General features: G+C 63.9%; 18 protein-coding genes. 7 read left to right on the forward strand and 11 right to left on the reverse strand.

The genetic code is table 11. From position 1 onward, the window contains the following. Positions 1-90: 90 nt before the first annotated feature. From BMI91_RS02820 to BMI91_RS02845, 6 genes are all read right to left on the reverse strand, one after another. Entirely contained in the window at positions 91-1,317 is a 1,227-nt protein-coding gene (locus BMI91_RS02820) for a glycosyltransferase (protein WP_078603888.1), read from the reverse strand. After that, positions 1,314-2,924 carry an ABC transporter ATP-binding protein gene (locus BMI91_RS02825; protein WP_078603889.1) on the reverse strand — a complete coding sequence of 537 codons (1,611 nt, stop codon included), beginning with the start codon at positions 2,922-2,924 and terminating at the stop codon, positions 1,314-1,316. The genes BMI91_RS02820 and BMI91_RS02825 overlap by 4 nt, the downstream gene beginning before the upstream one ends. Beyond that, positions 2,921-4,033, reverse strand: a complete 1,113-nt coding sequence (locus tag BMI91_RS02830; RefSeq protein WP_078569392.1) for an ABC transporter permease — start codon at positions 4,031-4,033, stop codon at positions 2,921-2,923. Before BMI91_RS02830 ends, BMI91_RS02825 begins: the two co-directional genes overlap by 4 nt. After that, a complete protein-coding gene (locus tag BMI91_RS02835) occupies positions 4,033-5,190 on the reverse strand; it encodes a microcin C ABC transporter permease YejB (RefSeq protein WP_078603890.1) in 1,158 nt (385 codons plus the stop codon). The genes BMI91_RS02830 and BMI91_RS02835 overlap by 1 nt, the downstream gene beginning before the upstream one ends. Positions 5,191-5,222: 32 nt before the next feature. Further along, a complete protein-coding gene (locus tag BMI91_RS02840; protein WP_078603891.1) occupies positions 5,223-7,139 on the reverse strand; it encodes an extracellular solute-binding protein in 1,917 nt (638 codons plus the stop codon). A 152-nt stretch (positions 7,140-7,291) separates the two neighbouring features. Beyond that, entirely contained in the window at positions 7,292-7,840 is a 549-nt protein-coding gene (locus BMI91_RS02845) for a c-type cytochrome (RefSeq protein WP_078519577.1), read from the reverse strand. Between the two features lie 204 nt (positions 7,841-8,044). Between BMI91_RS02845 and BMI91_RS02850 the strand changes: the two genes are divergently transcribed. Continuing rightward, positions 8,045-8,902 (forward strand): prephenate dehydratase, encoded by an 858-nt coding sequence (locus tag BMI91_RS02850; protein ID WP_078539653.1) that lies wholly within the window; start codon positions 8,045-8,047, stop codon positions 8,900-8,902. An 11-nt stretch (positions 8,903-8,913) separates the two neighbouring features. Here the strand turns inward: BMI91_RS02850 and BMI91_RS02855 are convergent, their stop codons facing one another. Then, entirely contained in the window at positions 8,914-9,381 is a 468-nt protein-coding gene (locus tag BMI91_RS02855; protein ID WP_078539654.1) for an SRPBCC family protein, read from the reverse strand. 67 nt (positions 9,382-9,448) lie between these two features. Next, on the reverse strand, positions 9,449-10,480 hold the full coding sequence (gene nudC / locus BMI91_RS02860; protein ID WP_078603892.1) for an NAD(+) diphosphatase: 1,032 nt from the start codon (positions 10,478-10,480) through the stop codon (positions 9,449-9,451). Between the two features lie 234 nt (positions 10,481-10,714). Here nudC and BMI91_RS02865 point away from each other — a divergent pair, with 234 nt between their 5' ends. The 4 genes from BMI91_RS02865 (at position 10,715) to BMI91_RS02880 (ending at position 15,442) form a co-directional block, all read left to right on the forward strand. Further along, complete coding sequence (locus BMI91_RS02865; protein WP_078603893.1) at positions 10,715-12,631, forward strand: 5'-nucleotidase C-terminal domain-containing protein; 1,917 nt, start codon at positions 10,715-10,717, stop codon at positions 12,629-12,631. Positions 12,632-12,805: 174 nt separating this feature from the next. Continuing rightward, positions 12,806-13,819 (forward strand): ABC transporter substrate-binding protein, encoded by a 1,014-nt coding sequence (locus BMI91_RS02870; RefSeq protein WP_078519582.1) that lies wholly within the window; start codon positions 12,806-12,808, stop codon positions 13,817-13,819. A 73-nt stretch (positions 13,820-13,892) separates the two neighbouring features. Next, the gene (locus BMI91_RS02875) at positions 13,893-14,681 is read left to right on the forward strand and encodes an ABC transporter ATP-binding protein (RefSeq protein ID WP_078603894.1); all 789 of its coding nucleotides are present in this window, start codon (positions 13,893-13,895) and stop codon (positions 14,679-14,681) included. Then, positions 14,681-15,442, forward strand: a complete 762-nt coding sequence (locus BMI91_RS02880; RefSeq protein WP_078519584.1) for an ABC transporter permease — start codon at positions 14,681-14,683, stop codon at positions 15,440-15,442. The genes BMI91_RS02875 and BMI91_RS02880 overlap by 1 nt, the downstream gene beginning before the upstream one ends. Before the next feature lie 191 nt (positions 15,443-15,633). Here BMI91_RS02880 and BMI91_RS02885 read toward each other — a convergent pair whose 3' ends face one another. After that, positions 15,634-18,891 (reverse strand): efflux RND transporter permease subunit, encoded by a 3,258-nt coding sequence (locus tag BMI91_RS02885; protein WP_078603895.1) that lies wholly within the window; start codon positions 18,889-18,891, stop codon positions 15,634-15,636. Further along, positions 18,881-19,870: an efflux RND transporter periplasmic adaptor subunit gene (locus BMI91_RS02890; protein ID WP_078539660.1), complete on the reverse strand. Its 990-nt coding sequence runs from the start codon at positions 19,868-19,870 to the stop codon at positions 18,881-18,883. The genes BMI91_RS02885 and BMI91_RS02890 overlap by 11 nt, the downstream gene beginning before the upstream one ends. Positions 19,871-20,069: 199 nt before the next feature. Here BMI91_RS02890 and serS point away from each other — a divergent pair, with 199 nt between their 5' ends. Together serS and BMI91_RS19985 are read left to right on the forward strand one after the other, a co-directional pair. Next, on the forward strand, positions 20,070-21,359 hold the full coding sequence (serS, locus tag BMI91_RS02895) for a serine--tRNA ligase (RefSeq protein WP_078603896.1): 1,290 nt from the start codon (positions 20,070-20,072) through the stop codon (positions 21,357-21,359). Between the two features lie 123 nt (positions 21,360-21,482). Next, entirely contained in the window at positions 21,483-21,656 is a 174-nt protein-coding gene (locus tag BMI91_RS19985) for a hypothetical protein (protein WP_158522071.1), read from the forward strand. Between the two features lie 83 nt (positions 21,657-21,739). Here BMI91_RS19985 and der read toward each other — a convergent pair whose 3' ends face one another. Then, positions 21,740-23,254 carry a ribosome biogenesis GTPase Der gene (gene der, locus BMI91_RS02905; RefSeq protein WP_078519589.1) on the reverse strand — a complete coding sequence of 505 codons (1,515 nt, stop codon included), beginning with the start codon at positions 23,252-23,254 and terminating at the stop codon, positions 21,740-21,742. Positions 23,255-23,260: the final 6 nt, after the last annotated feature.

The raw sequence follows: 23,260 nt of genomic DNA on the forward strand, positions 1-23,260 counted from the left end.
GAGCCTAGGGTTCGAGTCATTTGTTCGCGTTTTGTTCTTTTTAAGCTTCGCGGGATGTGGAGTCGAGTCCGTCTCGCGGACGGGCGCGTATCAGGGCGTGGCGATCGCGCCCTCGACGAAGGCGATCAGGCGCGGCAGGCAATGGGTGCGCAGGTCGTAACGCTCGCACATATGGGCTCGGGCCGCCTCGCGCATCGGGGCGAATGTTTGCGGCGTCGCCAGCCCTTCGCTCAGCGCGCGCGACCAGCCGGGAATGTCGAAGAAATCGATCAGCCGCCCGGTCTGCCCGTCGGTGATCACCTCGCGCACCGGCGCGGTATCCGAGGCCACGATGGCGCAACCCGCGGCCATCGATTCCATCAGCGACCAGCTGAGCACGAAGGGATAGGTCAGATAGGCATGGGTGCGGCTGACATGGAGCATGTCAACGTAATCGCCGTAAGGGATGCGGCCCAGAAAATGCACGCGGCTCATGTCCAGCCGATCGCGCACCTCGTCGAGGAATTTCTGCTTCCAGCTTTTGGCGTCCTTCGGCGGGGCGCCATAGCTTTGGCCCTCCTCGCCCACGATCAGCACATGCGCCTCGGGCCGCGCGGCGAGCACATCGGGCAGCGCGCGCATGAAGGAGTGATAGCCGCGATAGGGTTCGAGCGAGCGGTTCACGAAGGTCAGAACCTCGTCGCCGGGGCGGAAGGTGAGCGCGGTCTCTGGCACGGTGAAGCGCGCCTGGGGGTTCGGCGCGAGGCGGGCGCAATCGACGCCATCATGGCAGACCGTGAGCTTGGCACGCAGCTCCGGCGGGAAGGTCTCGGCCTGAAACTCGGTCGGGGCAAGCCCCGCATCGGCCTGCACCATCGACTGGATCAGATGGGCCGAGCGCGCGGTGGTGGAGATCCGGGTCTCGAGGCCGGGGCGCTGGAACTCCGCGTCGAAATCCGTGTCCATCCCAGTCGTGCGATACATGAGTTCCGCATAGACCAAGAGCTTCGCTTCGGGCCAGACCTCGCGCAGGAACAGCGTCTCGCCCCAGCCGGAATGGCCGAAAATCACATCCGGCACATAGCCGTGCCTGTCGCGCAACTGCCGCGCAGCGAGCGCCACTTTGGCCCCGCGCGCCGCGCTTTCGGCGTAGAGGCGTGTGAGCCGCGAGGACATCTCGACCGGATCGGGCTTGCGGTATTTCACCACCTTCACCGGCGAGGGGCGCTGGTTCGTCTCGACCGTCAGGGCCAGAACGTCATGCCCGCGCGCGGCCAGAGCCGGTGCCAGATGTACGAACTGGCCCGGGAAGTTCTGGTGAACGAAGAGGATCTTCATGCAATCTCGGGGGTCAGCGAACTCTCCCCCAAGGCGGCCACCATCAACTGGCGGGTATAGGCTGTCTGCGGATTGGCGAAGACCTCCGCCGCGTTGCCCGCCTCGACCACGTCGCCGCGCTTCATGACCATGATCTTGTGGCTGAGCGCGCGCACCACCCGCAGGTCGTGGCTGATGAACAGATAGGCGAGGCCGTGGCGTTTCTGCAGGTCGCGCAGCAGGTCCACGATCTGCACCTGCACCGTCATGTCGAGCGCGGAGGTCGGCTCGTCCAGCACCACCACCTTGGGGCGCAGGATCATCGCGCGGGCGATGGCGATCCGCTGGCGCTGGCCACCCGAGAATTCATGCGGGTAGCGCTCCATCATCGCGGGATCGAGCCCGGTTTCCTCCATGATCTCGGCGACCATCTCGCGGCGGTTGCGGCCCGGATCGACGCCGTGGACGGTCAGCCCCTCACCGATGATCTGTTCGACCGTCATGCGCGGCGAGAGCGAGCCGAACGGGTCCTGGAACACGATCTGCATGTCGCGGCGCAGCGCGCGCAGTTTGTTCGCCTGCCAGTTGGAGATGTCCTGGTTCTCGTAGATGATCGGCCCTTCGGAGGCGATGAGCCGCATGATCGCGAGCGCGAGCGTGGTCTTGCCCGAGCCGGATTCGCCGACGATGCCCAGCGTCTCCCCTGCCCTCACCGACAGCGAGGCGTCGTTCACCGCCTTCACATGGCCGATGGTCTTGCGCAGCAGACCGCGCTGGATCGGGAACCAGATTTTCAGATGCTCGGTGCGCACCAGTTCGGGCGCATTCTCGGGCACCGGTTCGGCGCGGCCGGTGGGTTCGGCCTCCAGCAGCTTCTTCGTATAGGGGTGCTTGGGGTTGGCGAAGATGTCTTCGGTCTTCCCCTGCTCCACGATCTCGCCATGCTGCATGACGCAGACCCGGTCCGCGATGCGCCGCACCACGCCGAGGTCGTGGCTGATGAACAGAAGGCTCATCCCCATGTCGCGCTTCAGATCGGCCAGCAGTTCGAGGATCTGCGCCTGAATCGTCACGTCGAGCGCGGTCGTGGGTTCGTCCGCGATCAGCAGGTCCGGCCCATTGGCGAGCGCCATCGCGATCATCACGCGCTGGCGTTGCCCGCCCGAGAGCTGGTGCGGGTAGTCCTGCAACCGGTCCGCCGGGTTCTGGATGCCGACTTTGTCGAGCAGGTCGATGATAAGTTTCTTGGCCTCTTCGCCGGTGACGCCCTGGTGCAGCGCGAGGCTTTCGCCGATCTGCTTTTCCAGCGTGTGCAGCGGGTTCAGCGAAGTCATCGGCTCCTGGAAGATGAAGCTGATATCGTTGCCGCGCACCTGCATCAGCTCGCGCTCGGTCGCGCCGACCATCTCGCGGCCCTCGTAGCGGATCGAGCCCTCGACTTTGGAGTTGCCGCCGACCAGCGCCACGGTCGAGAGCGCGGTCACGGATTTGCCCGAGCCGGACTCGCCCACGAGCGCGACGGTTTCGCCCGCGTTCACGGTGAAGCTCACGCCTTTCACGGCCGGAGTGAATTTGCCCTCGGAGCTGAAGGAGACCTTCAGGTTTTCGACCTCGAGAACCGGTTTCATCGGAACACCTTTCTGGGATCGAACGCGTCACGGATCCCCTCGAAGACGAAGACCAGAAGCGAGAGCATGATGGCGAAGGTGAAGAAGGCCGAGAAGGCCAGCCACGGCGCTTGCAGGTGCTGCTTGCCCTGCAGTGCGAGCTCCCCAAGCGACGGCGCGGAGGACGGCAACCCGTAGCCCAGATAGTCGAGCGAGGCGAGCGCGCCGATCGCACCGGTGATCACGAAGGGCAGCATGGTCAGCGTCGCCACCATCGCATTGGGCAGGATGTGGCGGAACATGATCACCCGGTCCGACACGCCAAGCGCACGGGCGGCGCGGACATATTCGAAGTTGCGCGCGCGCAGGAACTCGGCCCGGACGACGCCGACCAGCGCGGGCCAACCGAAGAGGATCGAGACCATGACAAGCAGCCAGAAACTTCGGCCCAGGATCGCGAAGAGGATGATGATGACGTAGAGCGCGGGCGTGGAGGACCAGATCTCCAGAATACGCTGGAAGAACAGGTCCACCTTGCCGCCGAAATAGCCCTGCACGGCACCCGCCGCGATCCCGATGATCGAGCCGATCCCGGTCACGATCAGCGCGAACAGAACCGAGGTGCGGAAGCCGTAGATCACCCGCGCCAGCACGTCGCGCGCGGTGTCATCCGTGCCCAGCCAGTGATCGGCATCGGGGGCCGAGGGCGCGGTGCCCACATCGTTGATCGTGTTGAAGCTGTAGGGGATCGGCGGCCACAGGAGCCAGCCCTTCTCAATCTTCTCGCCATCGACCTCGCCCGCCTGCAGCGCCTCGTTCGCGAAGGCTTTCGGGTCGTCCGCGTCGAAGCAGCCCTCGGTGCCGCCGGTCTCGATTAGGCATTGCACGGTCGGGTCGCGATAGATCGCCTCGGTGCGGAAATCGCCGCCGAAGGCGGTCTCGGGGTAGAAGTTATAGATCGGGAAATACAGCTCGCCGCGGTAGCTGACCACGATGGGTTTGTCGTTCGCGATGAACTCCGCGAACATCGCGAGGACGAAGAGCACGGCGAAGATGATCGCGGACCAGAAGGCGCGGCGATTGGCCTTGAAGTTGCGCCAGCGGCGTTGGTTGAGAGGAGACAATGCCATCAGCCGGACCTCTTCTCGAAATCGATCCGCGGGTCAACGAAGACATACATCATGTCGGAGATGATGTTCACGACGAGCGAGATCAGCCCAAACATGTAGAGCGTGCCGAAGATCACCGGGTAGTCGCGCTCCACCGCCGCCTGGAAGCCCAGCAGGCCCAGACCGTCGAGCGAGAAGATCGTCTCCACGATGATCGACGCGCCGAAGAAGATGCCGAGGAACTGCGCCGGGAAGCCCGCGATCACGATCAGCATCGCATTGCGGAAGACGTGGCCATACAGGACCTTCTTCTCGGACAGGCCCTTGGCGCGGGCGGTCATCACGTATTGCTTGTTGATCTCGTCGAGGAAGGAGTTCTTCGTCAGCAGCGTCATCGTGGCGAAGCTCGCGATGGTCGTCGCCGTCACCGGCAGCGCGATGTGCCACAGGTAATCGAGCGCCTTGCCGACCATCGTCAGCTGGTCGAAATTATCCGATGTCAGGCCGCGTAGCGGGAATATCTTGAAATAGCTACCGCCTGCGAACAGCACCATAAGCATCACCGCGAACAGGAAGCCCGGGATCGCGTAGCCCACGATGATCGCGCCGGAGGTCCAGGTGTCGAAGGGCGTGCCGTCGCGCACCGCTTTGCGGATGCCCAGCGGGATCGAGATGATATAGGCGAGGATCGTCGACCACAGGCCCAGCGTGATCGAGACCGGCATCTTGTCGATCACGAGGTTCACGACGCTCTCGTTGCGGAAGAAGCTGTTGCCGAAATCGAAGGTCAGATAGCCCTTCATCATGATCGCGAAGCGCTGCCAGGCGGGGATCTTCTCCTTGTGGCAGGCCGGGTCCGCCAGATCGGGCGTGCCGGTGAAGCCATCATCGCAGACGATCCGCGCGAAGCCCATCTGCACCTCGAGCTGATTGAGCAGCTCCGGAGAGATGCCGCGCGCGCCCTGATAGCCGCTATCCTCGACGCCGCCCTGGTTCTGCGTACCCGCATCCCCGCCGCCCGAGATATTGCGCATCGAATCCGCCTCGCCCTGCACGCGGGCGATCACTTGCTCGATCGGCCCGCCGGGGACGAATTGCGTCAGCGTGAAGTTGATGATCATGATTCCCAACAAAGTGGGGATCACCATCAGCAATCGCCGCAGGATATAGGCGCCCATGTCCGGCCCTCTGCTCGTTTATCGGCGGTCGCTCAGAGTGCGCCGCTCGCTTTCAGTTTCTTGGCCTTGTCGGCGTCATACCACCAGAAATCCAGCTCTCCCAGAGCGTAGGGCGGCAAGTTTTTCGGGTGATCGTACATATCGTAGTAAGCGACCGTATAGGTGGGCTTGAACCATTGCGGCACCCAGAAGCGCAGGGCGCGCAGGCTGCGGTCCAGCGCATGGACGCGCGGCAGCAGCTCCTCTTCCGTATTCGCCTCTTCGACCATGCGGATCATCTTGTCGATGGCCGGATTCTTCAGCCCCATCGCGTTGAACACATCATCGGTCGAGCCCGAGCCGAAATACTGCTGCAGGTTCGAGCCGGGGATTTCGTCCTGCCCCAGATGGGTGGTGATCATGTCGAAGTCGTGGCTGCGACGGCGGTTCTCATATTCGCTGTCGTCGACGCGGTCCATTCTGGCGTCGATGCCGAGCGCGCGCAGGTTCTGCACATAAGGGTTGATGACACGGTCGAAGGTCTGGCTGTCATTGAGGATCGCGACGGTCAGTTTCTCGCCCTTGTCGTTGCGGCGCATCCCGTCATCGCCGACGGTCCAGCCCGCATCTTCCAGCAGCTTCGCCGCCTTGCGCATATTCTTGCGGTCCAGCTGGCGCTTGCCCGAGACCGGCTGGATCACCGCATCGTCGGTCAGGACTCCGTCGGGCAGGTCCTTGGCGAGCGGTTCGAGGATTTTCTTCTCCGCGTCCGAGGGCTTACCCTGCGCCTGCAGCTTGGAGTTTTCCCAGAAGCTCTCGACCCGGTCATAGAGCCCGTAGAACAGCGTTTCGTTCGACCACTCGAAATTGAAGACGAGCCCCAGCGCCTCGCGCACGCGGATGTCGTCGAATTTCGGCTCGCGCAGATTGATCGCAAAGCCCTGCCCCGAGGCGATATTGCCGTTGGGCAGCTCCGCCTTCACGACCTCGCCCGACTGCATCGCCGGGAAGTCGTAAGCGGTGGCCCAGATGATCGAACTGGCCTCGTTGCGGAACGTATAGGTGCCGGATTTGAAACCCTCAAAGGCCGACTGGTAATCGCCGAAATACTCGACGCGGATCTTGTCGAAATTCGAGCGCCCCTTGTTGATCGGCAGGTCCTTGCCCCAATAGTCGGGGTTGCGCTTCCACGTGATCGCGCGATTGCTTTTGACGCTGTCGAACACGTAGGGGCCCGAGCCGATGAAGGGCGCCGGTGAGGTTTGCGACAGGTCGATGTCTTCCTTCTCGAACTGCGCCTTGGAGAAGATCGGCAGCGACGCCACCGATTGGATGATATCGCGGCGCGGGTAATCGGGCTGGAACTCGAAACGGATGTGCGTGTCGTCGATCGCCTCGGCCGATTTGACCTGCTGGGCGATCACCGCGCGGAAGGAGCTCAGCCCTTTGTCGCGCAACTGTTCATAGGAGAAGACCACATCCTGCGCGGTCAGCGGCGTGCCGTCGGAGAATTTGATCCCGTCGCGCAGCGTGAAGACGACCCAATCCTTGCTCGGGGGATATTCGAGGCTCTTGCAGAGCAGGCAATACAGCTCCCCCACCGTGTCGGCGGTGCCCTCCATCAGCGATTCCAGCGGAACCGAGGACAGCGCGGCGGCCCGGCCCTGAATCGAATAGGGATTGTAGTTGTCGAACCCGCCCGGCGCCCATTCCGAGATTTCTCCGCCCTTCGGCGCGTCCGGATTGACGTAATCGAGATGGGTGTAATCGGCGGGATATTTCAGATGTCCGAGCGTCGCGATCCCGTAGGATGTGATCGTGTCGCCGCTTTGCGTGCTGTCTTGTGCATGTGCGCCGAAGGCCAGTCCCGCCCAGATCAGACCCGCTGCAACCAGCCCGCTCAGCGCGCGCGGCGCCACCTGCGTCCAATCCGTATCGATCGCTTTACTCGCCACTCGCGCTTTTGCCATGCACACCTGCTCCCTGCTCCAAAGCGTTTTCGCGTCTGCCTAGCTAAAAGCCTAAGTGCGCAGGGAGCAAGTTACGAATCTGTAAAGCAGGACGGGAAATGCAAAAGGCCGCCCAAAGAGGCGGCCTTGAGAAGATTCGAGAGAGGTTTGCCTCAGTTCGAATTCTCTTGCAGATAGGCGATCACGTCGTTGCGGTCTTCGGGTTTCTTCAGACCGGCAAAGGACATCTTGTTGCCCGGGATGTAGTCTTTCGGGTTCTCCAGCCACGAGTTGAGCGCTTCGAGCGTCCATTCGCCACCGTGGCTCTTGAGGGCGTCCGAATAGGAGAAGTCCCCGACCGAGGCGACTGCGCGACCGACCACACCATCGAGATGCGGGCCAACGCCGTTCTTGCCTTCCATCGAGTGGCAGGCCTTGCACTTGCCGAAGATCTTCTCGCCCTTGGCCGCGTCGCCGGTGCCAAGCTCGATCTGTGCGACTTCCTCTTCCTGAGCCGCGCCATCGCCTGCGTCCTCAGTCGCCAGCAGATCACCGGGGGCTGCGGACATCATGTCCTTCATTTCGTGCTCGCTGCCGCCCGAAGCGTCGTGGCTCTCGCCAACGGTGTAGAGCGCGCTCGAGGCCCAGGCCGTGAGCAGGAAGAACAGCAACGCGCCCAGAAACGCGCCCGCCGCCTTGGTAAAGGTCATGGTATTGAACATGTCTCGTCCCTGATATGCGTCGTCGTCCCGCGCATCTATCCGCACAGAGCCTTTCAGATCAAGGGAACTTTACCAGATGTGATCGGATTTTCAGAGGGTGGATAATGAATGACGCAGCGTGAGCCTCCCGCGCCCCGGCCCTTCCCTTCCGCGCGGGCACGGGCTAGGCAGGGCGCAAGACAAGATCAGTGCGGGGGATTGCACATGAGCCGCCAAGGACAATCGCCGAAAACCGGTCGGATCGCCTTTCAGGGCGAGCTGGGCGCCTATTCGCATCAGGCCTGCCGCGACGCACGCCCGGACCTCGAGCCGGTCCCCTGCCGCACCTTCGAGGACGTGATCGCCGCCGTGAAGAAAGGCGATGCCGATCTCGCGATGCTGCCGGTGGAGAACTCCACCTACGGGCGGGTGGCCGACATTCACCGCCTGCTGCCGGAATCGGGTCTGCATATTCTCGATGAGGCCTTCGTGCGCGTGCATATCAGCCTGATGGCCCTGCCCGGCGTCGAGATCGAGGAGCTGGAAAAGGTCCGCGCGCATCTGGTGCTTCTGCCGCAGGCGGCGAGCTTCCTTGCGCGCTACGGCATTCGCGGCGAAGCCGCCGCCGACAGCGCGGGTGCCGCCGCCGAGCTTGTGCAGGCCCAGACCCGGAGCGTCGGCGTGCTGGCCTCCGACATGGCCGCCGAGACCTATGGCCTCAACATCCTCGCCCGCCATATCGAGGATCACGCGCATAACACCACGCGCTTCCTGATCATGGGCACCGAGCCCGACACCCGCCCGCGCGGCGAGAAGATGATGACCACCTTCGTCTTCAGGGTCCGCAACATCCCGGCCGCGCTCTACAAGGCGATGGGCGGCTTCGCGACCAACGGCGTGAACATGACCAAGCTGGAAAGCTACATGGTCGGCGGGCATTTCACCGCGACGCAGTTCTATGCCGATGTAGAAGGCCACCCGGACGATCCGGCGCTGGCGCGTGCGCTCGAAGAACTCGACTACTTCACCAGCTATCTGGAAATTCTGGGCGTTTATCCGGCCGCCCCCGAACGCGACGGCTAAGGATCAGGGCGTCAGGCGGACTTCTCGTGCTGACGCTCGATATCCTGCGCGAACTGGTCGATCCGCTCCTTGAAGCGGCGTTCCAGATTGCCCTTGCCGAGCTTGGCCGACTGGATCATCAGCCGCGCGCCGAGGCTGCGCGGCCTCAGGTCCAACCCCACCAACAACCGCGTGCGCGTCTTCGACAGATCGGTCAGATCGAAATCCATCACCGCCTCGAAACTGTTCGACACGCCCTCATAGACGATCAGCTCCGGCACTTCGAATTGCTTCACATCGGTGATCATCTGGCGCTGCTTGCCGCGAAAGCGAAAGCCGATATCCCAGGACATGCCCGCGCCGGGTTCGCTCAGCGTGTCGAGCCGTTTCAGCGTGATCCCGCGCCGCATCGCCACCCGCTCGAAGCTGCCGAAATCCGCGAGCCGCTCGAAGACGAAACCGGCGGGCGCGGAAATATCGGTGCGGGTCGACAATTTCATCAGGCGAGTTCCTCAGGGCAGCAGATCGGAGGCCGGGGAGTGGCGCACCGTGCGGGGCAAACTGGCCTCATTCCAACCGATCTGCAAGCCACTCGCGCATCAGCCAACCGGCAATCGCGCCTTGGCGTGGCGCAGATATCTCAGGATCGCGCCCTGCCACCACCTGCAGCAGCCGCTCGCGGCTGATCCAGCGCGCATCGGCGATCTCGACCGGGTCGATAGTGATCTCGGTGGTCGTCGCCACCCCGCGACAGCCCAGCATCAGCGAGGCCGGAAACGGCCAGGGTTGCGAGGCCACGAGAGAGACCTCGCCCACCTCGACGCCGCTTTCCTCGAAGACCTCGCGACGCACGGCGGCCTCGACCGTCTCGCCCGGCTCCATGAACCCCGCGAGGCAGGAATACATCGTCTCGGGCCAATGCGGGCCGCGCCCCAGTAGCAGTCGGTTGCCGTGGGTGATCAGCATGATGACCACCGGATCGGTGCGCGGGAAATGGTGCCGCTCGCAGACCGGGCAGCGCCGATGCCAGCCAGCCTGTTCGGCTTTGCTCTCAGCGCCGCAGGTGGAGCAGAAGCAATGCGTCCGGTGCCACTCGACGAGCCCGCGCGCGGTAGCGGCGATCTCCGCCTCGACCGGACTGAGGAAGCCCATCCGCCCGCGCAGCTCCGCGAAGACGATATCGTCGGACAGATCTGGATGACGCTGCTCGGAGGCGTCGAAGAAGGCGGCCCCGTCGGGTCGTTCGCCATCAGGCTCGAACGCAGATACATCGCGGGAAAACAGCGCAAGCCCGTCGTGACACCCGAGGAAAATCTCCGGTCCCGGCATCGCCTCGAGCGCCGCTTCGCCCGCGCGCAGAAGATGCAGCCCCTCGGGCCCGAACAGCGGACGGCCGCGCCAAAGCGCGACCACCCGCGCGGCGTCTCCGGCGCGCAGCTCCGCGAGCCGCTCTGCGTCGCCCCGCAGATGGGCCGCCCGCTCGAGCGCACCCGGCGCTTCGGCAAAGGCCAATCCCCGCGGATCGAGCACGCGTCCTTGAGACAGCTGGGCGGGCTGCGAAATCGGTTGCTGGGTCTCGGCGAGGGAATCGGGCGGCATGAAAAACTCCTGCGGAACGCCCTACCCATGCCACGAGCCGCCGACCGGAGACCAGTGCCGATCAGGTGACGCGCATCGGCCACATTCACCACTCGCCTTACCTCGCAAGTACGTTACGTCAATTTAAAACTTGGCAAGGGACGAGCCACTACTCTAGGTTGCGTATGGGGACACGCGACCGCCAAATGGCGGCATTACAACGATAAAAGGTCAATTTCGGGCCAAGGGGATCATATGGGAAAACTGTCTGACCGGGATTGGCCCGGCCAGTTTTCGGATCAGCGCGTCACGCTCGCGCTGAGGCTTCTTGAGACGACCGATTTGCATGGTCAAGCTCGGGGCTACGATTACTTCAACGACCGCCCCGCCCCGCGCAGAGGCTTGGCAGCGCTGGCCTCGGAAATCGCGCAAGCGCGCAGCGAAGCCCCGAACTGCCTTCTGTTCGATTGCGGCGATTTCCTTCAGGGCACGCCGTTGACGCAGCTCTGGAGCGAACCATGCAAGATCGCAGGCAGCCACGATGGCGAAAATCCGATGATCGCGGCGATGAACGCTTTGGGCTACGACGCGGCAGCGCTTGGCAATCATGAATTCGATTTCGGGATCGGGCCGCTCGCTCAAGCGCTGGAAGCGGCGACGTTTCCGATGCTCTGCGCCAATTTGAGCGCCTCCATCGGCACGCCGATCCGCCCTTGGGCGATGCTCGAACGCCGCCTGCTCGATAGTCACGGCAACGAGCGGACCCTGCGTATCGCGGTAATCGGTGTGCTGCCGCCCCCGAGCCTCGCCTGGCTCGAGACCCGACCCGGGGCCGAGCTTTCGACCTCTTCGCTTCTGGAGGCGACGGAGGCTCAGCTGCAACTGATCCGAGCCTCGGGCGCCGATCTTGTGATCGCCCTCGCCCATACCGGGATTTCGCCCCTGCCGCCGGGGGACGAGGCATCGCAAGACCCCGAACACTCTGCCGAACGGGCGGCGCTTTTGATCGCGCGGCTCGACGGGGTCGATATCGTGCTCGCCGGGCATGACCATCACGGATTTCCCGATGCCACACGGCCGGCCTTCGCGGGGATCGACCCCGTTCTCGGCACGCTTCACGGCAAGCCCGCGCTCAATGCGGGCGCGCGCGGCACACATCTGGGGGTGCTCGACCTCGTGCTGGAACAGACGCAGGACGGCTGGAGACTCGCGGCACATCGGGCGGAACTGCGCCCGGCGCAGCAAGAGACCGGGCCGGACAGCGCGGCGGTGCTCGCCGCCTCCGATCGCGCCCATCGCCGCACGCTCGATCACATCCGCCGCCCCATCGGCACCACTGCGGAGCCGCTGCACAGCTATTTCACACAGATCGCACCCGACCGGACGCTCGCGCTGATCAGCGCGGCGAAGCGGCGCTTCGCCCGCGAACGGCTCGCCGGTCGCCCCGAGGCGGATTTGCCCCTGCTCGGCGCCGCGTCGAGTTTCAAATCGGGCGGCGCGGCGGGATCTGCCCATTTCATCGACATCCCCCCCGGCCCGCTGCGGATGAGCCATGTCGACGATATCTACCTGTTCAATAATACGGTCGGCGCGGTGGAGCTGAACGGCGCGGAGCTGCGCGACTGGCTCGAACAGGCGGCCTCGATCTACAACCAGCAGCATCCCGACGGGCAGTTGCGGATGCTCTGCGACCTCACCTTCGCGAGCTACCATTTCGACGTGATCTCGGGGATCACCTACGAGATCGACCTCTCTCAACCCCCACGTTTCCGCCCCGATGGCAGCCTGCGCCCCGCCGCGCCCGGGCGCATCCGCGACCTGCGCCATGAGGGCGCTCGGATCAGCAACACCGACCGCTTCATCGTCGTCAGCAATGATTTCCGCCTGTCGGGCGGCGGCGGCTTCAAGCGGCGGGGCCGCCCCGTTCCAATCGATCCGGAGCCGGTGCTGGTGCGCGACCTGTTGCTCGAAGAGATCGATGCGCAGGAGGGACCGCTGCATCTCGACGCGCCCCCGATTTGGCGGTTTTCTCCGCTGCCCGGTGCGCGTGCGCTCTACCATACGGGTCCCGGCGCCGCGGCCTATCTCTGCGAACTGGAACAGGCGGGGCTGCGCGCGTCTTCCGGGCCGGTCGACGCGAATGGGTTTCTGCCCCTGGAGATTTCGCTCTGAGCGCCCGCCGATGCCGCGCCTAATTTTCTTGCATTCTTACAGCACCCCGCCCAAAACTTAATCACGGAACCGTGAGCGCCCCGCCTGTTCGCATGGCGCGCGCGGTTTGAGTTTACCCCCGCGCGCCGCCGGTCAGGATCGGGGCGAAAACGGATTAACGAAGTGAGGGATATCATGCTGCACATCAAACCGGGGCTTTTCGCGGCGCTCGCGCTCGGCCTCTCGGCCACGCTGGCACAGGCCGAAACCAAGATGCCTTTCGCGCTGGACTGGAAATTCGAAGGCCCTTCGGCGCCTTATTTCCTCGCGGTGGACGAGGGCTATTACGGCGAGGCCGGGCTCGACGTCGAGATCGCAGAGGGCAAGGGCTCGCTCGACGCGATTCCGAAAGTGGCGACCGGCGCCTACCCGGTGGGCTTCGCCGATATCAACTCGCTGATGAAATTCCTCGACCAGAACCCCGGCGCGCCGGTCACCGCTGTGATGATGGTCTATGACAAGCCGCCCTTTGCCGTGGTCGGCCGTAAGTCGCAGGGCGTGAACGAGCCCAAAGACCTCGAAGGCAAGGTGCTGGGCGCGCCGCCGCCGGATGGCGCCTGGGCGCAATTCCCGATCTTCGCCAAGGAGACCGGCCTCGACATGGACAAGATCAAGGTCGAGCCCGTCGGTTTCCCCACGCGCGAGCCGATGCTGGCCGAGGGCAAGGTCGATGCGGTCACCGGCTTCTCCTTCTCCTCGACGCTCAACCTCAAGCGCCTCGGCGTCGGCATGGATGACCAGTCGATCCTGCTGATGGCCGATTACGGCGTGGCGCTTTACGGCAATGCGATCATCGTGAACACCGATTACGCGAAAGCGCACCCCGAAGAGATCACGGGCTTCATCAAAGCGACCGCCGAGGGCTGGAAAGCCGCCGTGGCCGATCCGGGCAAGGCCGTGGACGCGCTTCTCAAGCGCAACCCCGCCGCCGACAAGGATCTGGAGACCGAGCGCCTGCAAATGGCGATCGATGCCAACGTCCTGACCGATTACGTCAAGGAAAACGGCATGGGCGGGATCGACGCGGACCGTATGGCCACCGCGATCGAGCAGACGAAGACCGTCTACGAGTTCCAGAACACGCCCGACGCGGCGCTCTACTTCGACAGCGAATACCTGCCCGACGCGGCAGAGCTGAAGATCGACTGATCCGTCATCGTTTCAGGGGCGGGCGCCGCAGACGCGCCCGCCCCTTTTCTCTGCCTTCTCGCGCCGGACATTCATGGAAAACCTCATCGACATTCGCGGCGTGACCCACGCCTATCAAACCAAGCATGGCCCCCTGCCCGTGCTCGACCATCTCGACATCCGCGTGCCGCAGGGCGAGTTCTGCGCCGTGGTCGGCCCGTCGGGCTGCGGAAAATCCACCCTCACCCGTCTGGTGGCGGGCTTGATGAAGCCCGATCAGGGCGAGGTCTGGCTGCATGGCGAGAAGGTCACCAGCCCGCGCAAGACCGTCGGCATGGCCTTCCAGAACCCGGTGATGCTGGAATGGCGTTCGATCATCGAGAACGTCATGCTGCCCTTGGAGATCGTGGCTCCGGGCATGGCGAAATCCGAGAAAATCGCGCGCGCCGAGCATCTGCTGGAGATGGTGGGCCTGAAGGGGTTCGAGACCAAGCGCCCCTCCGAGCTGTCCGGCGGGATGCGGCAGCGCGCCTCGCTCTGCCGTGCCATCGTGCATAAGCCGGATGTCCTGATCATGGACGAACCCTTCGGCGCGCTCGACAATTTCACCCGCGAGGATCTGTGGCAGACGATGCGCGACCTGCGCGCCGCCGAGCCCTTCACCGCCGTGCTGATCACCCATGACCTGCGCGAGAGCGTGTTCCTCGGCGATCAGGTCATCGTTCTCTCGGGCCGCCCGGCACATACGCAATATGTGCTGGATGTCGACCTGCCGAAGGATCGCACGATCGACGTTCTCTACGAGCCGAAAGCCGTCGACATGCTGCATCTGCTGCGCGACCAGATCCGGATCGCTCAGGGCCGCGACGAGGAGATGCACTGATGGACTTCAAGAAAATCCTCACCCCGATCCTGTCGATCATCGCCTTCCTCGCGATCTGGGAATTCATCGTCTGGGCGAACGGTTGGCCGAATTACGTAATGGCCTCGCCCTCGGACCTGCCCGCCGCCTATATGCGCTACTGGAACCTGTTCCTGATCGACAGCTGGCAGACGCTGTGGCGGACCGTGGCGGGCCTTGCGATCTCGATCGTGTTCGGGACGTTCCTCGGGATGGTGATGGGCTTTTCGCGCACCGCGCGCGATGCACTCTATCCGCTGCTGGTGGGCTTCAATGCGGTGCCGAAAGCGACCGTGGTGCCGGTGCTGGCGCTGCTGTTCATCGGCGCGCATGACTTCAACACCGTGCTGATGGCCTTCATGATCTCCTTCTTCCCGATCGCCGTGTCGGTGGGGATCGGCCTATCGACGCTCGAGCCCGAATATCGCGACATTCTCGGCGCGCTCGGGGCCTCGAAATTCACCATCTTCCGCAAGATCGCCCTGCCGAAAACGCTGCCCGAGTTCTTTGGCGCGCTGAAGGTCTCGGTGACGCTGGCCTTCATCGGCACCAACCTCGTCGAGATCATCTCGCCGCATGGCAAAGGCCTCGGCGCGCTGTTCCTGTCGGGTCAGACCAACGGGGATTACCCGCTGATGTTCGCGGTGCTGATCGCCTTGGCCTTCCTGGGCATCCTGCTCTATTACGCCGTCGTCGCGCTGGAGAAGATCTTCGCAGGCTGGGCTGAGCGGCAACCGGGTTAAGGGGCTCTGCCCCCGTCGCCGGAGGGCGACAAAACTTAACAGGGAGGGGGCTCTGCCCCCTCGGGCTTCGCCCTCACCCCCGGGATATTTTCGCCAAGGCGAAGGGGGGGCCGCTCCGCGATCCGATAAAGAAAGACCGCCCGCACGAGAGAGACGTGCGGGCGGTTTTGCGTTTCAGGTCGGAGACCGGATCAGGTCTTGAAGATTCGGTAGATCGCCGGGATCACGAGCACGGTTAGCAGGGTCGAGCTGAGCAGGCCGAACAGCAGCGAGATCGCGAGCCCCTGGAAGATCGGGTCGGCCAGGATCACCACCGCCCCGATCATCGCCGCGATCGCGGTCAGCAGGATCGGTTTGAAGCGGATGGCCCCTGCCTCGATCAGCACCTCGGTCGGCGATTTGCCCTCGTGGCTGCCGTGGCGGATGAAGTCCACCAGCAGGATCGAGTTGCGCACGATGATCCCCGCCAGCGCGATGAAACCGATCATCGACGTGGCCGAGAACGGCGCGTGGAAGATCCAGTGGCCGAGCATGATCCCGAGGAAGGTCAGCGGCACCGGGGTCAGGATCACCAGCGGCAGGCGGAACGAGCCGAACTGCGCGACGACGAGGATGTAGATCCCGAGAAGCGCCACGGCGAAGGCCGCGCCCATGTCGCGGAAGGTCACCCAGGTCACCTCCCATTCGCCGTCCCACAGAAGCGTCACATGGCTCTCGTCCTGCGGCTGGCCATGCAGCGACACGACCGGTTTCTCGCCCTTCGGCCAGTCCATGTTGTTGATCGCATCGTCGACGGCGAGCATCCCGTAAAGCGGCGCCTCGAACTTGCCGGCGAGCTCTGCGGTGACCATCTCGGCCTCGCGCCCGTTATGGCGGAAGATCGGATAGGACGCCTTTTCCTTGTCGACGCTGACCACGTCGCCCAGCTCCACCACGCCGCGCGCGCCGGGCAGAACATTGGCCGGGATCGGCGTCGAGAGCGTTTCCTCGTTCATCACCTTGTTCGACTTCGAGCGCTCCATCACGATCGGGATCGGCTGGCGCTCCTGCCCGCGATGAGAATAGCCCACCGTGGTCGAACCGTTCAGCATCCCCAGCGTGTCCCAGACATCGCCCTCGGAGACCGAGTAGAACTCCAGATCGTCGGAATTGACGGTGGCGCGCAGCTTGTCGGGCTGGATGCCGAAGCTGTTATCCACGTCGACGATATAGGGCACCTGCTTGAAGGCGTCCTCGATCCGGCGGGCCGCGTCGCGGCGCATCTCGGGCGTCGGGCCATAGACCTCGGCCAGAAGCGTCGCGATCACCGGCGGACCGGGCGGCGGCTCGACCGTCTTCAGGCTCGCGCCTTCGGGCAGCTTGATCGCCTTGATCTTGTCGCGGATCTCCAGCGCGATCTCGTGGCTGGTGCGATCCCGTTCCCCTTTCGGCGCAAGCTGAAGCTCGACATCGCCCTGATTGGGCTGCGCGCGCAGGTAGTAGTGACGCACGAGCCCGTTGAAGTTAAACGGCGCGGAGGTGCCCGCATGGGTCTGCACCGAGAGCACCTCGGGCAGCTTGGTCACGATCTCGGCCACTTGCTGAGCGACCGCATCCGTGCCCTCGACCGAGGTGCCCGCAGGCATATCGACCACGACCGAGAGTTCGGATTTGTTGTCGAAGGGCAGCAGCTTCACGGTGACATGCTTGGTATAAAGCAGCCCCAGCGAGCCGAAGGACAGCACCGACACGACCAGCAGGAACAGACCCGAGCGGCCCTTGGTCTTCAGGATCGGACGCGCCACGGCGCTATACATCCGGCCGAGCTTGCCGCCCGCATGTTCGCCGCCATAGGCGTCGTCATCGCCGTGATGGCCATGCAGCTGCGCCTTGCCCGCGACCTTCACCATCAGCCAGGGCGTGATGATCACCGCCACGAAGAAGGAGAAGATCATCGCCGCCGAGGCCACCGCCGGAATGGGCGACATGTAGGGCCCCATCAGCCCCGACACGAAGAGCATCGGCAGCAGCGCGGCGACCACGGTCAGGGTGGCTACGATGGTGGGGTTGCCCACTTCGGCCACGGCCTCGATCGCCTTGGTCACACGACTTCCCGGCGTCTTCATCGCCCAGTGTCGCGCGATATTCTCGATCACCACGATGGCGTCATCGACGAGAATACCGATCGCGAAGATCAGCGCGAAGAGCGACACCCGGTTCAGCGTGAAGCCCATGATATAGGCCGCAAACAGCGTCAGCAGGATCGTCACCGGAATGACGACCGCAACCACGATGGATTCGCGCCAGCCGATCGCGACCAGCACGAGGCCCACGATCGAGATCGTCGCGAGGCCAAGGTGGAACAGCAGCTCGTTGGCCTTCTCGTTCGCGGTCTCGCCATAGTCGCGGGTGACCTTCACCTCGACATTGTCGGGGATCAGCTGGCCGTGCAGCTCGTGCACGCGGTCGAGGATATGCTCGGCCACGACCACGGCGTTGGACCCCGCGCGCTTCGCGATGGCGAGGGTGACCGCAGGCGAGCGCTCGATCTTGCCATTGGCGTCGCGCTGCACGTTGGAGACGATATGGTCCGAGGCGTCCGGCACATAGGAGACCTTCGCGACATCGGCCACATAGACGGGGCGGTTGTCGCGCGTGGTCAGCAGAAGGCCCGCGATCTCGGAGGGCGCGGTCAGCGTCTCCCCTGCCGAGAGGCTGATCTGCTTGCCCTCATGGCGGATATTGCCGGTGTTGAAGGCGCGGTTCGCTTGCGTGACCTTGTTCGAGAGCTGTTGCAGCGTCACGCCGTAGAGCGCGAGCTTGTCGGGCTCGGGTTCGATGCGGATCTCGCTCGTGGCGTCGCCCACCAGATAGGTCAGGCCGACGTTCTGGATCTTCGTGACCTCGGTCTGCAATTCGCGCGCGACACGGGTCAGCTCGTCGCTGTCCACCTGCGCGCCGTCCTTGCCGGTCAGCGTCAGCGAGACGATCGCCACATCGTCGATCCCGCGGCCCACGATCACCGGATCGGGGATGCCTTTCGGGATCTTGTCCATATTCGCGCGGACTTTTTCATGCACGCGCAGGATCGCGGCATCCGACGAGGTGCCGACCTTGAAGCGCGCCATCACCAGCGAATAATCGTCCTGCGTGCGCGAATAGACGTGCTCGACCTCGTTGATGCCCTGCACGATGGTTTCCATCGGCTCGGTCACCAGCTTCATCGCATCCTGCGCCTTCAGACCCGGCGCCTGCAGGTGGATATCCACCATCGGCACAGAAATCTGCGGCTCTTCCTCGCGCGGCAGCGAGATCAGCGCGACCAGACCCACCGCGATCGCGGCAAGGATCATCAGCGGCGTCAATGCCGAGCGGATGAAGGACTTCGTGAGTCCCCCCGCAATCCCCAGTTTGACGTGGATTTCGTCGTCTTCGGGCGTCTCGGGCCCGGTGCCTTGGTTATTGCTCATCGTTCGGCACCACCGTGTCGCCGGCGTTGAGGCCGGTAAGAACTTCGACCATGTCCTGGCCGTCGATATTGACCTTAACGCCCGGCACGACCGTGCGCAGATAGGTGCCGTCCGCTTCCTTCACGCGGACGAAATCGAGCCCGGTGCGGTTGAAGACATAGTCCTGCGGGATGACAATCGCGTCACGCTCGCCCATCGGCAGCTTCACCAGAAGCCGCGCGCCGACGAAGCGCGAATCCAGATCGGGCACTTCGACATCGGCCTGCACCCGGCCGCCCTCGATCTCGGGGTAGATCTTGGCCAGTTTGCCTTCGATCTCCTTGCCGTCGGGATCGGTGATCATGATCGTGTCGCCCATGTGCAGCGTGTCGGCGTGGCGCTCGGGGATCGACAGACGGAGGAAGAACCCGCCGCCGCCGATCGTCGCGATGGTCTCGCCGCCCATGATGACGGCATCCTTGGTGACCGGAACGGTCACGACCTTGCCGTCGATCGGCGCGGTCACGGTGCCGAATTCCTGCTGCTGTTCATAGACTTTGCGCTGCGCTTTCTGCGCCGCGATCTGGCCCTCGTAGACATTCACCTGCGTCTGAAGCTGATCGACATTCTGCGAGGTCGAGACGCCGCGCGCCTGCAATTCCTGCCCGCGCTTGAGCTCGGTCTTGGCATTCTCCAGCTGCGCTTCGAGCGCGTTGATCTGCGCGTCGACCGCGCCGATCTGATAATCGAGCGTCTGGTCGGTGATCTTGCCGATCTCCTGACCCGCTTTGACCTCGTCGCCCTCGGTCACGTCAAGTGCGGTGATCGTGCCCGAAATCCGTGCACGCGCCGCAATCGTGTTCTTTGCCTCGACCTGCCCGTAGACAGACTTCCAATCGGTCACGACCTGCGGTTCGACCGTAATCGCCCCGTCCTGCGCCAACGCGATTCCCGGCAGGATCAACGCGGCGAATGCCAACGGCAGAAGCTTCAACGTCATCTCGGGTTCCCTTCCCTTACCGGCGCGCCCCTGCGCCTGCAATTTATATTCCGGTTATTGAATATGTATTCGCCCAACAGAATACAACCACTCCACAGGCTCGAATTCATTGACCTGTGTCATGGCCGCATCGCCGGGGGTTTTCGCTTTCACTTTCATGCGCTAAAGCCTTTCCCGCAACAGTCTTGGAGATGGTGAGATGCACGATATCCGCGCAATCCGCGAAAACCCCGAAGAATTCGACGCGCAGCTGGCGCGGCGGGGGCTCTCGCCGCTCTCGCCCGAGATTCTCGCGATGGACGAGGCGCGCCGCACGGCGATCCACGCCGCCGAGACCGCAAAAGCCGATCAGAACGCCGCATCGAAGCAAGTCGGCGCCGCGAAGGCGAAAGGCGACGAGGCCGAATTCGAACGCCTGCGCGCGCTGGTGACCGAGAAGAAAGCCGAAGTCGCGCAGATGCAGACCGAAGCAGGCGAGCTCGACGCCAAGCTGCGCGATCTGCTGATGACGATCCCGAACCTGCCGCTGGCCGATGTGCCCGATGGTGCAGATGAGGACGAGAATGTCGAAGTGAGCCGCTGGGGCACGCCGCGCGAGTTCGCCTTTGATCCGAAAGAGCATTTCGAGCTGTCCGCGGTGGGTGGCGAGATGGATTTCGAGACGGCGGCAAAGCTGTCGGGCTCGCGTTTCGTGGTGCTCAAGGGCGGGGTCGCCCGCGTCCACCGGGCGCTCGCGCAATTCATGCTCGACCTGCATGTGGACAAGCACGATCTGTCCGAGAACATCACCCCCGTGCTGGTGCGCGACGAGGCGATGATGGGCACCGGGCAATTGCCGAAATTCGCCGAGGACAGCTATCAGACCACCAATGGCTGGTGGCTGATCCCCACCGCCGAGGTGACGCTGACGAACTACGCCAATGGCGAGGTCATGGACGCTGCCGCCCTGCCCCAGCGCATGTGCGCCCATACGAACTGCTTCCGTTCGGAAGCCGGGTCCGCAGGCAAGGACACCTCGGGAATGCTGCGTCAGCACCAGTTCGAGAAGGTCGAGATGGTGACGCTCTGCACGCCCGAGACCGCGATCGACGAACATGAACGCATGACGAAATGCGCCGAGGCGGTGCTGGAGGCGCTGGAACTGCCCTATCGTCGCATCGTGCTCTGCACCGGCGACATGGGGTTCGGCGCGCAGAAGACCTATGACCTCGAGGTCTGGCTGCCGGGTCAGAACACCTATCGCGAGATTTCTTCGGTTTCGACCTGCGGCACCTTCCAGGCGCGACGGATGAACGGACGCTACAAGCCCGAAGGCGGCGGCAAGCCCGAATTCATCGCGACGCTGAACGGCTCGGGCCTCGCGGTCGGGCGCTGCCTGATCGCGGTGCTGGAGAACGGTCAGGAAGAGGACGGCTCGGTCACCCTGCCCGCCTGCCTGCATCCCTATCTGGGCGGCAAGACCCGGCTGGTCGACGGCAAGCTGGCCTGACACTGCGACCCGGCGACGCAAGACTCCGGCCGGGAACGTTGTTAACGTTTCCGTGTTCGAAGTGAGTCGCCGGGAGAGCTGCACATGTCCGTAACAGTCACGCACAAGCGGGATAGCGTCTTGATGAGGCGCATTCTCGAGATCGGTGAGGACCAGATCCCCGCGCAGATCATCGCGATGCGCCGGGAAAAGACGCTGTCGAAACTGATGGCGGAGATCAATGCGAGCGTGCTTTCGGACTCGACCGAAGAGCGCGCACGCGCGCAAGCGGCCCTCGATCGGCTGGGCTTTCTGTAAAGCCGTCGGCCTCGCCGAAACGAAAAACGCCCGCCGGAGATTTCGACATCCTCCGGCGGGCGTTTTCTTTTAGGATTAGAGCCTTACTCGCCCTTCTTCGCCTCGCGCGCTTTACGCGCCGATTCCTTGTGGGCCGAGCGCTTTTTCGCATCGACGTGCTTTTTCAGGCGCGACGGGATCGACTTCTTGCGATCCTTGTAGGGGTTCGTCTTGCCCTGATCGCGCATGTAGAGGCGGATCGGCGTGCCCGGCATGTCGAAGCTCTCGCGCAGACCGTTGACCAGATAGCGCTCGTAGCTTTCCGGGATCTTGTCGGTATGGGTCGATTTCACCACGAAGCCCGGCGGACGGGTCTTCGCCTGCGTGATGTAGCGCAGCTTGATCCGGCGGCCGCCGGGCGCAGGCGGCGGGTGCGCCTCGGTCATCGCGGTCAGCCAGTTGTTCAGCTTCGCGGTCGGCACGCGGCGATTCCAGACCTCATGGGCCTTCAGGATCGCATTGTGCAGCCGATCGAGCCCCTTGCCGGTCTTGGCCGAGACGGTCACCAGCGGTGCGCCTTTCAGCTGCGGCAGCAGGCGCTCGAACGCCTCGCGCAGTTCCTTCAGCTTCTCAGGCTTGTCTTCTTCGAGATCCCATTTGTTCGCAGCAACCACGACGGCGCGCCCCTCGGTCTCGGCGAAATCAGCGATCCGCAAGTCTTGGGTTTCAAACGGAATATTCACGTCGAGCAGCACCACAACGACCTCGGCGAAGCGCACGGCGCGCAACCCGTCGGCCACGCTCAGCTTCTCGACCTTATCGGTGACGCGCGCCTTCTTGCGCATCCCCGCCGTGTCCCAAATCCGCATCGGCGTGCCCATGAAATCGGCGGTGACCGAGATCGCATCGCGGGTAATCCCGGCCTCGGGGCCGGTCAGCAGGCGGTCTTCGTTGAGGATCTTGTTGATCAGCGTCGACTTGCCCGCATTCGGGCGCCCGATCACGGCGAGCTGCAGCGGCTTCGTGGCGGAGGGCGGCTGGTAGGCGGGGATATCGCCTTCCTCGAGCTCGTCCTCGATCACGATATCGGTGACCGGCGCGTTCGCGGCATTACGTTCGGCGAATTCATCGGCCAGCGGCACCAGCGCGGTGTAGAGATCGTCGAGACCTTCGCCATGCTCGGCCGAAATCCGCAGCGGCTCGCCCAAACCAAGGCTCCAGGCCTCCATCGCGCCCGCATCGCCTGCCGCCCCTTCGGCCTTATTGGCCGCGAGGATGACGTTGGCGTTCTTCTTGCGCAGGATATCGGCGAAAATCTCGTCGGCGGGCGTCACGCCCACGCGCGCGTCGATCATGAAGAGGCAGATATCGGCCTCTTCCACGGCGCGCTCGGTCAGGCGGCGCATCCGGCCCTGAAGGCTGTCGTCTTCGGCCAGTTCCAGACCGGCCGAGTCGATCACGATGAAACGCAGATCGCCCAGACGCGCGTCGCCCTCGCGCAGGTCGCGCGTGACGCCGGGCATGTTATCGACAAGCGCGAGTCGCTTGCCGACAAGCCGGTTGAACAGCGTCGATTTTCCGACATTCGGGCGGCCCACGATGGCCAGGGTAAAGCTCATGATGCC

Source organism: Thioclava sediminum (assembly GCF_002020355.1).
Lineage (GTDB): Bacteria > Pseudomonadota > Alphaproteobacteria > Rhodobacterales > Rhodobacteraceae > Thioclava > Thioclava sediminum.